Here is a 13,523-nt window from a genome sequence, read left to right on the forward strand (position 1 = left end):
ATACGTCTTCGATTGGCAGCAGGAATGGCTTGTCAATCGCACGCTCTGGTTCTGGGATGTAAGAATCCAGGTAGCCAGCCAGTTCGATGATTTTCTCTTCCCACTCTGCTTCGCCTTCCAGCGCTTTCAGAGCAGAACCACGAACGATTGGGGTATCGTCGCCTGGGAAATCGTACTGAGACAGCAGTTCACGAACTTCCATCTCTACCAGTTCCAGCAGCTCTTCGTCATCAACCATGTCGCATTTGTTCAGGAACACGATGATGTAAGGAACGCCTACCTGACGACCCAGCAGGATGTGCTCACGAGTCTGAGGCATTGGGCCGTCAGTCGCAGCTACTACCAGGATCGCGCCGTCCATCTGCGCAGCACCGGTGATCATGTTTTTAACATAGTCGGCGTGGCCTGGGCAGTCTACGTGTGCGTAGTGGCGAGTCGGGGTGTCATATTCAACGTGAGAGGTGTTGATGGTGATACCACGAGCTTTTTCTTCTGGTGCGTTATCGATCTGGTCGAATGCACGAGCAGAACCACCGTAGGTTTTAGCCAGAACGGTAGTGATTGCAGCAGTCAGGGTAGTTTTACCATGGTCAACGTGGCCGATAGTACCAACGTTGACGTGCGGTTTTGTACGTTCAAATTTTTCTTTAGACACGGCTATATTCCTTACTATAGTGCTCTCCCCTCAGGAGAGAGCACGGGACTTAGGTTTTAATCCTGTGGATTACTTACCACGGGCTTCAATAACGGCCTGAGCAACGTTGTTAGGCGCATCATCATACTTCAGGAATTCCATGGTGTATGATGCACGACCTTTGGTCAGAGAACGCAGCTGAGTTGCATATCCGAACATTTCAGACAGCGGAACTTCAGCGTGGATCTTAACGCCAGTTACTTCGGATTCCTGACCGCGCAGCATACCGCGACGACGGCTCAAGTCACCGATAACGTCACCGGTGTTCTCTTCAGGAGTTTCTACTTCAACCTTCATGATTGGCTCAAGCAGAACTGGTTTTGCTTTCTTAAAGCCTTCTTTAAAGGCAATAGACGCAGCCAGTTTAAACGCCAGTTCAGAGGAGTCAACGTCGTGGTAAGAACCGAAGTGCAGACGGATACCCATGTCAACAACCGGATAGCCAGCCAGAGGGCCCGCTTTCAGCTGTTCCTGGATGCCTTTATCAACGGCAGGGATGTATTCGCCAGGAATTACACCACCTTTGATGTCGTTGATGAACTCGTAACCTTTCGGGTTAGAGCCCGGCTCCAGTGGGTACATGTCGATCACAACGTGACCGTACTGACCGCGACCACCAGACTGCTTAGCGTGTTTACCTTCGATATCGGTAACTTTCGCGCGAATCGCTTCGCGGTAAGCAACCTGAGGTTTACCCACGTTCGCTTCAACGTTGAACTCGCGCTTCATACGGTCAACGATGATGTCCAGGTGCAGTTCACCCATACCTGCGATGATGGTCTGGTTAGATTCTTCATCAGTCCATACGCGGAATGATGGGTCTTCTTTCGCCAGACGGCCCAGAGCCAGACCCATTTTTTCCTGGTCAGCTTTGGTTTTTGGTTCAACCGCGATGGAGATTACCGGCTCAGGGAATTCCATACGCTCCAGAATGATCGGGTGATCCGGGTCACACAGGGTGTCACCGGTGGTCACGTCTTTCAGACCGATAGCTGCAGCGATGTCGCCCGCACGAACTTCTTTGATCTCTTCACGTTTGTTAGCGTGCATCTGTACGATACGGCCAAAACGTTCACGCGCCGCTTTCACGGAGTTCAGGATGGTGTCACCGGAGTTAACCACACCAGAGTAAACGCGGAAGAAGGTCAGGTTACCCACGAATGGGTCGGTAGCAATTTTGAACGCCAGTGCAGAGAACGGCTCGTCGTCGCTTGCGTGACGCTCAGCCGGAGTATCTTTACCGTCGTCCAGGATGCCGTTGATCGCAGGAACGTCAACCGGGGATGGCAGGTAGTCAACTACCGCATCCAGCATCGCCTGAACACCTTTGTTCTTGAACGCAGAACCACAGGTTACCAGGATGATTTCGTTGTTCAGAACACGCTGACGCAGAGCTTTTTTGATCTCTTCTTCAGACAGTTCTTCACCACCCAGGTATTTCTCCATCAGCTCTTCAGAAGCTTCAGCAGCGGATTCGATCAGGTTCTGGTGCCATTCGTCAGCCAGGTCCTGCATCTCAGCCGGGATATCTTCGTATTCGAAGGTAACGCCCTGGTCTGCATCGTTCCAGTTGATGGCTTTCATTTTCACCAGATCGATAACGCCGGTGAAGCCTTCTTCAGCACCAATTGCCAGCTGCAGCGGAACAGGGTTCGCGCCCAGACGGGTTTTGATCTGGCCAACAACTTTCAGGAAGTTAGCACCCATACGGTCCATTTTGTTAACGAACGCGATGCGTGGAACTTTATATTTGTTCGCCTGACGCCATACGGTTTCAGACTGTGGCTGAACACCACCAACTGCGCAATAAACCATTACCGCGCCGTCAAGAACACGCATGGAACGTTCTACTTCGATGGTGAAGTCAACGTGCCCTGGGGTGTCGATGATGTTTACGCGATGCGGTTCGTACTGCTTAGCCATACCTGACCAGAATGCAGTAGTCGCTGCGGAGGTGATAGTAATACCACGCTCCTGCTCCTGTTCCATCCAGTCCATGGTGGCTGCGCCGTCATGAACTTCACCGATTTTATGGTTTACACCGGTGTAGAACAGAATACGTTCGGTAGTAGTGGTCTTACCGGCGTCGATGTGCGCACTGATACCGATGTTACGGTAGCGTGCGATGGGTGTTGTACGAGCCATTTGATTCCTCGTTTGTTTCTTTAGGCGTTCAGTTAAGTAACCCAGAGCGGGCAGCTTCTCTGAAGCGCCCGCCTGGTGACTAATACTCCGAAGGGATTACCAACGGTAGTGTGCGAACGCCTTGTTGGCTTCTGCCATACGGTGAACGTCTTCACGTTTCTTAACTGCAGTACCTTTGTTTTCTGCAGCATCAGAAAGTTCGTTCGCCAGACGCAGAGCCATGGATTTATCACCGCGTTTACGAGCAGCTTCAACGATCCAACGCATTGCCAGGGCATTACGACGAACCGGACGAACTTCAACTGGAACCTGATAAGTAGAACCACCAACGCGGCGGGACTTAACTTCTACAGTTGGGCGAACGTTGTCGAGAGCGACTTCGAAAGCTTCCAGTTCATTTTTACCAGAACGCTGAGCCAGGGTCTCCAGCGCGCTGTATACGATTGCTTCTGCAGTAGATTTTTTACCATCTACCATCAGGATATTTACAAATTTTGCCAGCAGTTCTGATCCGAATTTCGGATCTGGAAGAATTTTACGCTGACCAATGACGCGACGACGTGGCATGGGAATACTCCGTTGTTAATTCAGGATTGTCCAAAACTCTACGAGTTTAGTTTGACATTAAGATAAATCAGTTTGGCCTTACTTAACGGAGAACCATTAAGCCTTAGGACGCTTCACGCCGTACTTGGAGCGAGCCTGCTTACGGTCTTTAACACCTGAGCAGTCCAGCGCACCACGAACGGTGTGGTAACGAACACCCGGAAGGTCTTTAACACGACCGCCACGGATCAGGATCACGGAGTGCTCCTGCAGGTTGTGACCTTCACCACCGATGTAGGAAGTCACTTCGAAACCGTTAGTCAAACGCACACGGCATACTTTACGCAGTGCGGAGTTTGGTTTTTTAGGAGTGGTGGTATACACACGAGTACATACACCACGTTTCTGCGGGCATGCTTCCAGCGCAGGCACGTTGCTCTTTGCAACTTTGCGTGCACGTGGTTTGCGTACCAGCTGGTTAACTGTTGCCATTAAATAGCTCCTGGTTTTAGCTTTTGCTTCGTAAACACGTAATAAAACGACCTCATACAATATGAGGACGCGAAATTTTAGGGCTACGTCGAAAAGGTGTCAAGAAATATACAGCGATCTCAAATCACCAGTTCATTTGACTGGCGTGCGTCACAGTAAGATTGACGAAATCAGTATAGCCAACCACGTCAATTTTGGCTGAAATTTGACCAGAAAGACCCCGCGCATCCAGATCGTCCTTTAGCGCAGAGACAGTTATGGGGGCATTCGTGAGGATTTCAACGAAACGGCTGCCTTCCAGCGCAGCAAGTACACCATCCTGAATCAGCAGCAGGTCATCACCTTCGCGCAGCATGCTCAGTAGCGTGTCGATATCACATTGCCACGGTGAGCGGCTCAGGGTATGGAGCATGGCAGCCTCAGAAAGTCAGAACAGTGTCGTAGTGAGAGAGTTGTTCGCGCAGCGCAGCAGAAGACAGGCACGTGACATCCAGAACAAAAGGCGTCTTCTCATCTAATCCGCGAGCGGCCAGCGAGTCGGCACACACATAGAAGGTTTCAATGTCGTACAGCGGCAACACTTTAAAGGTGGCGATGTAATCCCGCATCAAAATCGCCTGCGGTTGCTGGCCCGCCAGAAGCTGAAACACCCCGTCCCCTAAAAAGAAGACGCCGATCTCCTCGGTCAATGCAGATGTCGCGAGCAGCGCATCCAGCCCTTCTCGGCCCGATGCGCTACCGTGCGGGGCAGTGGTAAAAACAAACGCGATGCGTTTCATCAGAATTGCACCACTCGGTCACAGGTGAGCGCAGCCTGCGCCAGCGCGCCCAGACCACTTAGCGTAAATCCGGGCTGCAGGTTGGAACCGGCTAAACCAAGACGCGCGGCTTCGGTTGTATCAGCGACACCACGACGCAGGGCCGCTGCCACGCAGATATGCAATTCAACACCCTGCGTCTCATTTAACGCCTGCCAGGCGCGCACCAGATCAAACTCATCGCTGGCCGGCGACGTAAACTGGTTCGCGTTATAGACCCCTTCCCGATAGAAGAAGACGCTCACCAGTTCATGTCCGGATTTTAGCAGCGCCAGGGCAAATTGCAGCGCGCTGCTGGCCTGCTGAGTGCCATACGCCGGGCCTGTCACCATTAACGCAAAACGCATTACTTATCTTGCCCCAGGAAATCACCGCTTTTGAACTGGCGAATATAGAGGTAGACCGTATGTTTGGAAATATTCAGGCGGTCAGCCACCTGATTGATGGCGTCTTTGATATCAAAAATGCCTTTTTCATAGAGATTCAGCACGATCTGACGGTTCTTGGCGTTGTTCGATACGTTGCGATCGGCATTCACCTCTTCAATCGTGAACTCCAGCGTCTGCGTGACGAGATCCTCAACTGAAGAAGCAAAGTTAACAGAAGAGCCCACGTCTGGCGTTTCAGGCGGAATAAAGGTGCTCATGATTTGCGAGAATGGCACATCAAGGTTCATGTTGATGCACAGCAGTCCGATCACACGATGCTCGCGATTTCGAATAGCAATGGTTTCTGATTTCATCAGCACGCCGCTTTTGGCGCGAGTGAAATAGCATTTGGAGACGCTGCTGTCCGCGCCGGTCATGTCATGCAGCATACGCAATGCAAGGTCGGTAATTGGCGAACCAATTTTACGGCCAGTATGCTCACCATTAGCAATGCGGATGGCGGAACACTTCAGATCTTGCAGGGAGTGCAATACGATTTCGCAGTGGGACCCAATGAGCATCGCTAACCCGTCCACCACCGCTTCGTAGGATTTCAGAATATCGAAGTCGGTCTGGTCGAAAGGACGTTGATCCAGCAAATCAAGTTCACTGGTTTCGTTGGTTAAAAGCGACCTGGACATGAAAAAAACACTCCTTTTCAGGAGCCTGTCGTTAGGTTTTCAGGGCAGGCTCATTATCTACACGGACAACTAAATTAATACAGCGTACCTGGCACTTTCCAGTGTTAATTATATCTGCCCCACAATAAAAAAAACCGCCGCCTTAAAGGCGGCGGTTTTCATCACATTACTTCTTCGAGTCTGCGGCAGCTTTTTGATCTGCCTGCGCTTCTGGTTTCGCATCGGCTTTCGGTGCCGGTTTGATATCCAGCAGCTCTACGTCAAACACCAGCGTAGAGTTGGCAGGGATACCCGGAACGCCGGTTTTGCCATAGGCCAGATCCGGTGGGATAACCAGCTTGATCTTACCGCCTTTCTTGATATTTTTCAGACCTTCGGTCCAGCCTGGGATCACACCATCCAGACGGAAGGAGAGCGGCTCACCGCGGGTGTAGGAGTTATCGAACTCTTTACCGTCGATCAGCGTACCTTTGTAGTTCACCACGACAGTATCGCTGTCTTTCGGTGCATCACCGGTACCTTCTTTCTCAACTTTGTATACCAGGCCGGTAGAAGAGGTTTTTACGCCCTTCTCTTTAGCAAAGGTATCGCGGTAGGCTTTGCCTTTCGCTTCGTTGTCTTTCGCGTCCGCTTCCATCTTCGTCTGAGCGGCACCTTTCACACGCGCTTCGAACGCCTGCAGAGTCTGTTCAATTTCCTGGTCAGACAGTTTGCTCTTATCAGCAAACGCATCCTGAACACCCGCGATCAGCTGAGCTTTGTCCAGTTTGATGCCCAGTTTCTCTTGTTCTTTCAGAGAATTTTCCATGTAACGACCCAGAGATGCGCCCAGTGCGTAGGCAGATTTCTGGTCGTCATTTTTGAACGCCGCTTTGCTGTCTGCAGTTGCAGCAGGCTTCGCAGCAGTATCAGCAGCGAAGGACAGCGGCGCGTTCAGCGCAACAGCCATCGTCGTCGCCAGCAGCGTTACTTTAAACAGTGATTTCATCCATATCTCCAGGGCCTGGGGACTCTCACCCCAGCATTAAACGTAAATGAGCTACGTACTATAAAACGTTGTGGAAGAAATCTACAGACAGACTCTCCCGATTCTCGCCACTTTTAAGACTATTTTTGTTTAAATAAGTTTCTTGCCAAAGGGATGGATACTGCACTAAGGAACAAACTCAGTTAAACTTCGCCGCCGCTGGCCCATTATGGCGAATCAGAAACAGACGAGGTGAATGATGAAGGACACAACGATTGAAGCGAGACTGGCTGAACTGGAAAGCCGCCTGGCTTTTCAGGACATCACCATCGAAGAGCTTAACCAGACCGTGACCGCGCATGAACTCGAAATGGCGAAACTGCGGGATCATATGCGCCTGCTGACGGAAAAGCTGAAGGCTACGCAGCCGTCAAACATCGCCTCACAGTCTGAAGAGACGCCACCACCTCACTATTGAGGCGAAAAAAAAGCGGGATAATCCCGCTTTTTTATTTTCCGTTATACGGAATTAGTGGCAGCCACAGCCGCCGTTACCGCAACCACCTTTACCGTGGTCGTGACCATGGTCGTGGCCGTGGCCACCGCAGCAGCCGTCATGGCCGTGATCGTGGTCATGGTCGTGACCGTGCGCACCGTGAACGTGGCCATGAGCCAGCTCTTCTTCGGTTGCTTCACGGATAGCGACAACTTCTACGTTGAACTTCAGGTTCTGGCCAGCCAGCATGTGGTTGCCATCAACCACAACGTGGTCGTCTTCAACTTCAGTAATTTCAACCGGAACCGGGCCCTGGTCAGTTTCCGCCAGGAAGCGCATGCCAACCTGCAGTTCGTCAACGCCCATGAACACGTCTTTAGGAACGCGCTGAACCAGGTTGTCGTCATACTGGCCGTATGCGTCGTTCGCGCCTACAGCAACGTCAAATTTATCGCCAACTTCATGACCTTCCAGCGCGTTTTCCAGGCCGGAAATCAGGGAACCGTGACCATGCAGGTAGTCCAGCGGCGCACTCACCGGAGACTCATCAACCAACACACCGTCTTCTGTACGTACCTGATAGGCCAGGCTGACCACCAGGTCTTTTGCTACTTTCATGATATCTCCTGAGCGTGGGAAAATTGCTGGCGCAGATTGTAGCGGAAATCTGCACCCGTGTACCCTTTAGCTTAAAAAAACTCAGGGCATATCGCTAGTCCGGATGAAAAATGCCGATCACTTGCTCTTCTTTGCGTACATGATCGCGCGCTTCTTTGTCGGCCTCACGCATCTGGTGGCCGCACTTAACACACTCAACAACATCAATATTATTTTCACGCCACATTGCCAGAGTATCTTGCGCCTGGCAGGAAGGGCACTTTGCGCCCGCAATAAAGCGTTTACGTACAGCCATATTTGGTTACCCTTTATTCAAATTCGTCCCATCCGTCCAGCTGGCGTCGTTCCTGCTGCATCTCGCGCTGGAAAATCTCCTCCAGCTCGCGACGCGCTTCCCGCACGCGGGAAATCTGCGCCGTATCCGTGTGTACGGGCATCAGCTCGCGCAGCATTCGCATATCCAGCCGTCGGAAGTGCATCTGGGCCCGCTGCGCCTGATGCGGGTGCATACCCAGCGAAATCAACGCTTTGCGCCCCAGCTCCAGCGCACTGGAAAACGTCTCACGCGAGAAGTGTTTCACACCCGCCTGCAACAGTTCGTGCGCTTCAACACGACCCCGCGCACGCGCCAGAATATGCAGATGCGGGAAATGCTGCTGGCAGAGTTCGACCAGCTTCATCGTATCTTCCGGATCGTTACAGGTAATGACGATCGACTCCGCCGCCTCGGCACCTGCGGATCGCAGCAGTTCGAGCTGCGTCGCATCGCCGTAGTAAACCTTGTATCCATATTTGCGCATCAGGTTGACCGCGCTGATATCCCGCTCTAGCACCGTGATGCGCATTTTGTTCGCCATCAGCAGACGACCAATCACCTGCCCGAAGCGGCCAAACCCCACCACAATCACCTGCGGCTTATCGTCTTCCACCCACGGGGCTTCGTCTTCATCGTCAGCCGGGTTTAAGCGGCGCGACAGCAGTTTATCCACCAGCTTCATCAGCAGCGGCGTGGTCATCATCGACAGCGTGACCGTCACCAGCAGAAGCGCCATCTGATCGTCTTTGAACAGTTTCTGGGACGATGCCGTAGAGAACAGCACAAACGCGAACTCTCCCCCCTGGCTTAGCACGCTGGCAAACTGCATACGTTCCGAACTGCGCAGCCCGGATATACGCGCCAGGACATACAGCACCAGCGTTTTCACCGCCACCAGCACAGCCACGCTCACAATAACCCATAGCAGATGGGTATAGAGCACACCGAGATTGAGCGCCATGCCCACCGAAATAAAGAACAGCCCTAACAGCAGCCCTTTAAAGGGTTCGATCGCAATTTCCAGTTCGTGGCGGTATTCGCTCTCGGCGAGCAGCACCCCGGCGATAAACGTACCCAGCGCCATCGACAGCCCCAGCGCGTCCATAAACAGCGCAGAGCCTAATACCAGCAGCAGCGTTGCAGCGGTAAACACCTCGCGCACGCCTGACGCGGCGATAAAGCGGAACACCGGCCGCAGCAGAAAACGTCCCCCAATTAGCATGCCCGCAAAAGCCAGCACCTTCATGGAGACTTTTGCCCAGTCAAAGTGATCGTCACCCGGCCCGGCCAACAGCGGCACCAGCGCTAACGCCGGGATCACCGCTAAATCCTGAAACAGCAGCACCGAAAAGCCCAGTTGCCCCGACTCACTGCGGTTCATGCCCTTATCCCGCATCAGCTGCAATGCCATCGCCGTTGAGGACATGGCAAGGCCAATACCGCCGATGGTCGCCGCCTGCCACGAAAAGTCAGTGAGCATCAGCAACCCGGCCAGAATGGCCGCGCTGAACAGCACCTGCGCCGCACCAACGCCAAAGATAGAGCGCCGGAGCTGCCACAGCTTTGACGGATTAAGCTCCAGGCCAATGATGAACATCAGGAAGACCACACCCAGCTCGGAGAAATGGAGAATTTCATCGACATCGCTGATGAATCCCAGCCCCCAGGGGCCAATCGCGATCCCCGCCAGCAGATACCCGAGTACCGCGCCAATACCGAGCCGTGCGGCCAACGGTACAGCCACCACCGCGGCAAACAAAAACAGCACCCCGGCGAGGAGTAAATTCGATCCTTCCATTAACGCCCTCCTGCCGGAATCGGTGATGCCAGCCATTCTCCGTACGCTCTGGCGTGGCTCGCCAGCGCCTTCGGATCCTGACGCCGTGCCCAGTAGACAATAATCGGGCTCATCCAGTGCATACGGCACATCGCCGCCGTCAGTTCAAACGGTCGCAGGATATCGCTCATCGGATAACGGTTAAGGCCATCGTAGCGGTAGGCGCTCTCCGGCTCACCGGTGGTAATCACACTACGCCAGTACTTTCCCGCCAGTTGGTTGCCCCCCACCCCGCTGGAAAACCCCCGGCTCAGCACCCGATCCAGCCACTCTTTCAGCAGGGCCGGACAGCTATAGGTATAGAGCGGATGCTGGAACACAATCACATCATGCTGACGCAGCAATTCCTGCTCGTACGGAATATCGATAAAGAAATCAGGGTAGTGCGCGTAGAGGTCGTGCACCGTCACGTTACTGAGCTGAGTAGCCGGCTTAAGCAGGACGCGGTTTGCCACCGAGTCCTGAGATTCCGGATGGGCATACAGCAGCAGCACTTTTGCTGTCTGAGACATCACTCCCCTCCCGGTTCTGTTTCTGTTTTTGTGTATCGTCGTTGTTTTGGGCTACCATGGCGGCCCGGTGCGGAAAATGGCCCACACCTTACATTATCATAATGACAAATTAACATAGTCGGAACATACGGCGCTTCTATGATTGTTTTCTCCTCGTTACAAATTCGCCGCGGCGTGCGCGTCCTGCTGGATAACGCCACCGCCACCATTAATCCAGGTCAAAAAGTGGGTCTGGTCGGCAAAAACGGCTGCGGTAAATCCACCCTGCTGGCGCTGCTGAAAAACGAGATTAGCGCGGATGGCGGTAACTTTACTTATCCGGGAAACTGGCAGCTCGCCTGGGTAAACCAGGAGACGCCCGCCCTGAGTGAGCCGGCGCTCGACTATGTTATTGATGGCGATCGTGAATACCGTAAGCTGGAAGCGGAACTGAACGCCGCCAACGAGCGCAACGATGGCCACGCCATCGCCACCGTCCACGGCAAGCTGGACGCCATCGACGCGTGGACCATTCGCTCCCGCGCCTCCAGCCTGCTCCACGGCCTGGGGTTCAGCAACGAACAGCTTGAACGTCCCGTCAGCGACTTCTCCGGTGGCTGGCGTATGCGTCTTAACCTGGCGCAGGCGCTGATCTGCCGCTCCGATTTGCTGTTGCTCGATGAACCGACCAACCACCTCGATCTCGATGCGGTCATTTGGCTGGAGAAGTGGCTCAAGAGCTATCAGGGCACTCTGATTCTGATCTCCCACGACCGCGACTTCCTCGATCCGGTGGTGGATAAAATCATTCATATCGAACAGCAAAATATGTTCGAGTACACCGGTAACTACAGCTCTTTCGAACGCCAGCGCGCAACGCGCCTCGCTCAACAGCAGGCGATGTACGAAAGCCAGCAGCAGCGCGTGGCGCATCTGCAGAGTTTTGTTGACCGCTTCAAGGCCAAAGCCTCAAAGGCCAAGCAGGCCCAGAGCCGCATCAAGATGCTGGAACGCATGGAGATGATTGCCCCGGCGCATGTGGATAACCCGTTCCACTTTAGCTTCCGCGAGCCGGAGAGCCTGCCAAACCCGCTGCTGAAGATGGAAAAAGTGAGCGCCGGATACGGCGATCGCATCATCCTCGACTCCATCAAACTCAACCTGGTGCCGGGTTCGCGCATTGGTCTTCTGGGGCGTAACGGTGCCGGTAAGTCAACGCTCATCAAACTGCTGGCGGGCGAGCTTAACCCGGTAAGCGGCGAAATCGGTCTGGCGAAAGGCATCAAGCTGGGCTACTTCGCCCAGCATCAGCTGGAATTTTTACGCGCGGATGAATCCCCTATCCAGCATCTGGCGCGCCTGGCGCCGCAGGAGATGGAGCAGAAGCTGCGCGACTACCTCGGCGGCTTTGGCTTCCAGGGTGATAAGGTCACTGAAAACACAGAGCGTTTCTCCGGCGGCGAAAAAGCGCGTCTGGTGCTGGCGCTGATCGTCTGGCAGCGCCCGAACCTGCTGCTGCTCGATGAACCGACCAACCACCTCGACCTCGACATGCGTCAGGCGTTGACCGAAGCGCTGATTGAGTTTGAGGGCGCGCTGGTTGTGGTCTCGCACGATCGTCACCTGATCCGCTCCACCACGGACGATCTCTATCTGGTGCACGACGGAAAAGTCGAGCCGTTTGACGGCGACCTGGAAGACTATCAGCAGTGGCTGACGGACGTGCAGAAGCAAGAGAACCAGCCGGAAGAGTCGGCGAAAGAGAACGCCAACAGCGCGCAGGCGCGTAAAGATCAGAAGCGTCGTGAAGCTGAACTGCGTACTCAGACTCAACCACTGCGTAAAGAGATTGCCCGTCTCGAAAAAGAGATGGAAAAGCTCAACGCCACGCTTGCCGCCGTTGAAGAGAAGCTGGGCGACAGCGAACTGTATGACCAGAGCCGTAAAGCGGAGCTGACCGACTGTCTGCAAACCCAGGCGAAGACCAAATCCAGCCTCGAAGAGTGCGAAATGGCATGGCTGGATGCCCAGGAACAGCTGGAAGCGATGCTGCAGGCTGACTGACACGCCGGGAGGGTTATGGGTTTCGATATCACGAGCGACATTACATTCCGTAAGCTCAGCATCTTCATGACGTTTATGGAGAAGGGCAATATCGCGCGTACTGCCGAAACGCTGGGTCTGAGCGGCGTCAGCGTGCATCGTGCACTGCATACTCTGGAAGAGAACGTCCGCTGTCCGCTCTTTACCCATAAGGGACGTAACCTGATTGCCCTTCCGTCCGCCTGGACGCTGCTGGAGTATTGTCAGGAGGTTATGCAGGTGATGGAGCGCGGGCTGGAAGAGTCCCGTAAAGTCGCCGGTATTGGTCAGGGACGGTTGCGCGTCGGCACGCTCTACTCGCTGACGCTGGAAACCGTGCCGCGCCTGATCATGGGCATGAAGCTGCGTCGCCCGGATCTGGAGATGGATCTGACGATGGGCTCTAACGATACGTTGCTGCATATGCTTGACGACGGTACGCTGGACGCGATCCTCATCTCTATTTCCGAAAGCAATATCGACCGCAACAGCCTTGAAGTCCTGCCCCTGTTTCATGATGACATTTTCCTGGCCGCGCCTGCCTCTGCCACGCTGAATACCAGCGGGCTGGCGGATTTACGCGATTACAAAGATCAGAAATTTGTCTCGCTGGCAGAAGGGTTTGCCACCTATGCGGGGTTCCAGGAAGCATTTCATATCGCCGGATTTGAACCGGAAATCGTCACCCGCGTGAATGACATTTTCTCAATGCTCAGTCTGGTTCAGGCGGGCGTCGGCTTTACGCTGATGCCGGGCAGGATGAAGAAGGTCTACGAAAATTCGGTGCAGCTACTGAAGCTGGCAGAACCGTACCAGATGCAGCAGCTTATCGCGATTGTGTTCGCCCGCAACCGCGAGCAGGACCCGAGCCTGCGGGCATTAGCCGCCGAAGGGCGGATGTATGCGCGCAGCCTGCAGGAAAGTGTGTGATACAAAACAAGGCAACCGAACC

The 13,523-nt window shown here is 53.9% G+C and carries 16 protein-coding genes; 3 read left to right on the plus strand and 13 right to left on the minus strand.

Going from position 1 to position 13,523, the window contains the following annotated elements; all coding sequences use genetic code 11:
* The 9 genes from ACOTZF_RS16435 to fkpA form a co-directional block, all read right to left on the minus strand.
* On the minus strand, nucleotides 1–655 hold a 655-nt coding region (locus ACOTZF_RS16435), incomplete at its 3' end, for a GTP-binding protein (RefSeq protein WP_421636121.1).
* Between the two features lie 69 nt (nucleotides 656–724).
* Nucleotides 725–2,839 (minus strand): elongation factor G, encoded by a 2,115-nt coding sequence (gene fusA, locus ACOTZF_RS16440; protein ID WP_029882142.1) that lies wholly within the window; start codon nucleotides 2,837–2,839, stop codon nucleotides 725–727.
* A gap of 96 nt (nucleotides 2,840–2,935) precedes the next feature.
* The gene (gene rpsG, locus ACOTZF_RS16445; protein ID WP_003861706.1) at nucleotides 2,936–3,406 is read right to left on the minus strand and encodes a 30S ribosomal protein S7; all 471 of its coding nucleotides are present in this window, start codon (nucleotides 3,404–3,406) and stop codon (nucleotides 2,936–2,938) included.
* A 96-nt stretch (nucleotides 3,407–3,502) separates the two neighbouring features.
* Nucleotides 3,503–3,877 (minus strand): 30S ribosomal protein S12, encoded by a 375-nt coding sequence (rpsL, locus tag ACOTZF_RS16450; protein ID WP_000246815.1) that lies wholly within the window; start codon nucleotides 3,875–3,877, stop codon nucleotides 3,503–3,505.
* A gap of 124 nt (nucleotides 3,878–4,001) precedes the next feature.
* Nucleotides 4,002–4,289, minus strand: coding sequence for a sulfurtransferase complex subunit TusB (tusB, locus tag ACOTZF_RS16455; protein WP_013099033.1), 288 nt, complete (start codon nucleotides 4,287–4,289; stop codon nucleotides 4,002–4,004).
* A gap of 7 nt (nucleotides 4,290–4,296) precedes the next feature.
* Nucleotides 4,297–4,656 (minus strand): sulfurtransferase complex subunit TusC, encoded by a 360-nt coding sequence (tusC, locus tag ACOTZF_RS16460; protein WP_013099034.1) that lies wholly within the window; start codon nucleotides 4,654–4,656, stop codon nucleotides 4,297–4,299.
* Nucleotides 4,656–5,042, minus strand: coding sequence for a sulfurtransferase complex subunit TusD (gene tusD / locus ACOTZF_RS16465; RefSeq protein ID WP_129252516.1), 387 nt, complete (start codon nucleotides 5,040–5,042; stop codon nucleotides 4,656–4,658). The genes tusC and tusD overlap by 1 nt, the downstream gene beginning before the upstream one ends.
* Nucleotides 5,042–5,764, minus strand: a complete 723-nt coding sequence (locus ACOTZF_RS16470) for a helix-turn-helix transcriptional regulator (RefSeq protein ID WP_003861697.1) — start codon at nucleotides 5,762–5,764, stop codon at nucleotides 5,042–5,044. The genes tusD and ACOTZF_RS16470 overlap by 1 nt, the downstream gene beginning before the upstream one ends.
* Nucleotides 5,765–5,930: 166 nt before the next feature.
* Nucleotides 5,931–6,752 carry an FKBP-type peptidyl-prolyl cis-trans isomerase gene (gene fkpA / locus ACOTZF_RS16475; protein ID WP_129252518.1) on the minus strand — a complete coding sequence of 274 codons (822 nt, stop codon included), beginning with the start codon at nucleotides 6,750–6,752 and terminating at the stop codon, nucleotides 5,931–5,933.
* Nucleotides 6,753–6,990: 238 nt separating this feature from the next.
* Here fkpA and ACOTZF_RS16480 point away from each other — a divergent pair, with 238 nt between their 5' ends.
* Nucleotides 6,991–7,209, plus strand: coding sequence for a protein SlyX (locus tag ACOTZF_RS16480; RefSeq protein ID WP_003861693.1), 219 nt, complete (start codon nucleotides 6,991–6,993; stop codon nucleotides 7,207–7,209).
* Nucleotides 7,210–7,260: 51 nt separating this feature from the next.
* Here the strand turns inward: ACOTZF_RS16480 and slyD are convergent, their stop codons facing one another.
* The 4 genes from slyD to kefG all read right to left on the minus strand — a co-directional run bounded on the left by slyD (nucleotide 7,261) and on the right by kefG (nucleotide 10,510).
* Nucleotides 7,261–7,845, minus strand: coding sequence for a peptidylprolyl isomerase (gene slyD / locus ACOTZF_RS16485; protein ID WP_013099037.1), 585 nt, complete (start codon nucleotides 7,843–7,845; stop codon nucleotides 7,261–7,263).
* Between the two features lie 94 nt (nucleotides 7,846–7,939).
* A complete protein-coding gene (locus ACOTZF_RS16490; protein WP_013099038.1) occupies nucleotides 7,940–8,140 on the minus strand; it encodes a YheV family putative zinc ribbon protein in 201 nt (66 codons plus the stop codon).
* Nucleotides 8,141–8,153: 13 nt separating this feature from the next.
* Nucleotides 8,154–9,959 (minus strand): glutathione-regulated potassium-efflux system protein KefB, encoded by a 1,806-nt coding sequence (kefB, locus tag ACOTZF_RS16495; RefSeq protein ID WP_020690480.1) that lies wholly within the window; start codon nucleotides 9,957–9,959, stop codon nucleotides 8,154–8,156.
* Entirely contained in the window at nucleotides 9,959–10,510 is a 552-nt protein-coding gene (kefG, locus tag ACOTZF_RS16500) for a glutathione-regulated potassium-efflux system ancillary protein KefG (RefSeq protein ID WP_029882146.1), read from the minus strand. The genes kefB and kefG overlap by 1 nt, the downstream gene beginning before the upstream one ends.
* A 138-nt stretch (nucleotides 10,511–10,648) precedes the next feature.
* Here kefG and ACOTZF_RS16505 point away from each other — a divergent pair, with 138 nt between their 5' ends.
* Nucleotides 10,649–12,553 (plus strand): ABC transporter ATP-binding protein, encoded by a 1,905-nt coding sequence (locus tag ACOTZF_RS16505; RefSeq protein WP_013099041.1) that lies wholly within the window; start codon nucleotides 10,649–10,651, stop codon nucleotides 12,551–12,553.
* A 15-nt stretch (nucleotides 12,554–12,568) separates the two neighbouring features.
* Complete coding sequence (locus ACOTZF_RS16510; RefSeq protein ID WP_013099042.1) at nucleotides 12,569–13,501, plus strand: LysR family transcriptional regulator; 933 nt, start codon at nucleotides 12,569–12,571, stop codon at nucleotides 13,499–13,501.
* Nucleotides 13,502–13,523: the final 22 nt, after the last annotated feature.

This window comes from Enterobacter cloacae complex sp. SHL021 (genome assembly GCF_049237765.1).
GTDB lineage: Bacteria > Pseudomonadota > Gammaproteobacteria > Enterobacterales > Enterobacteriaceae > Enterobacter > Enterobacter cloacae.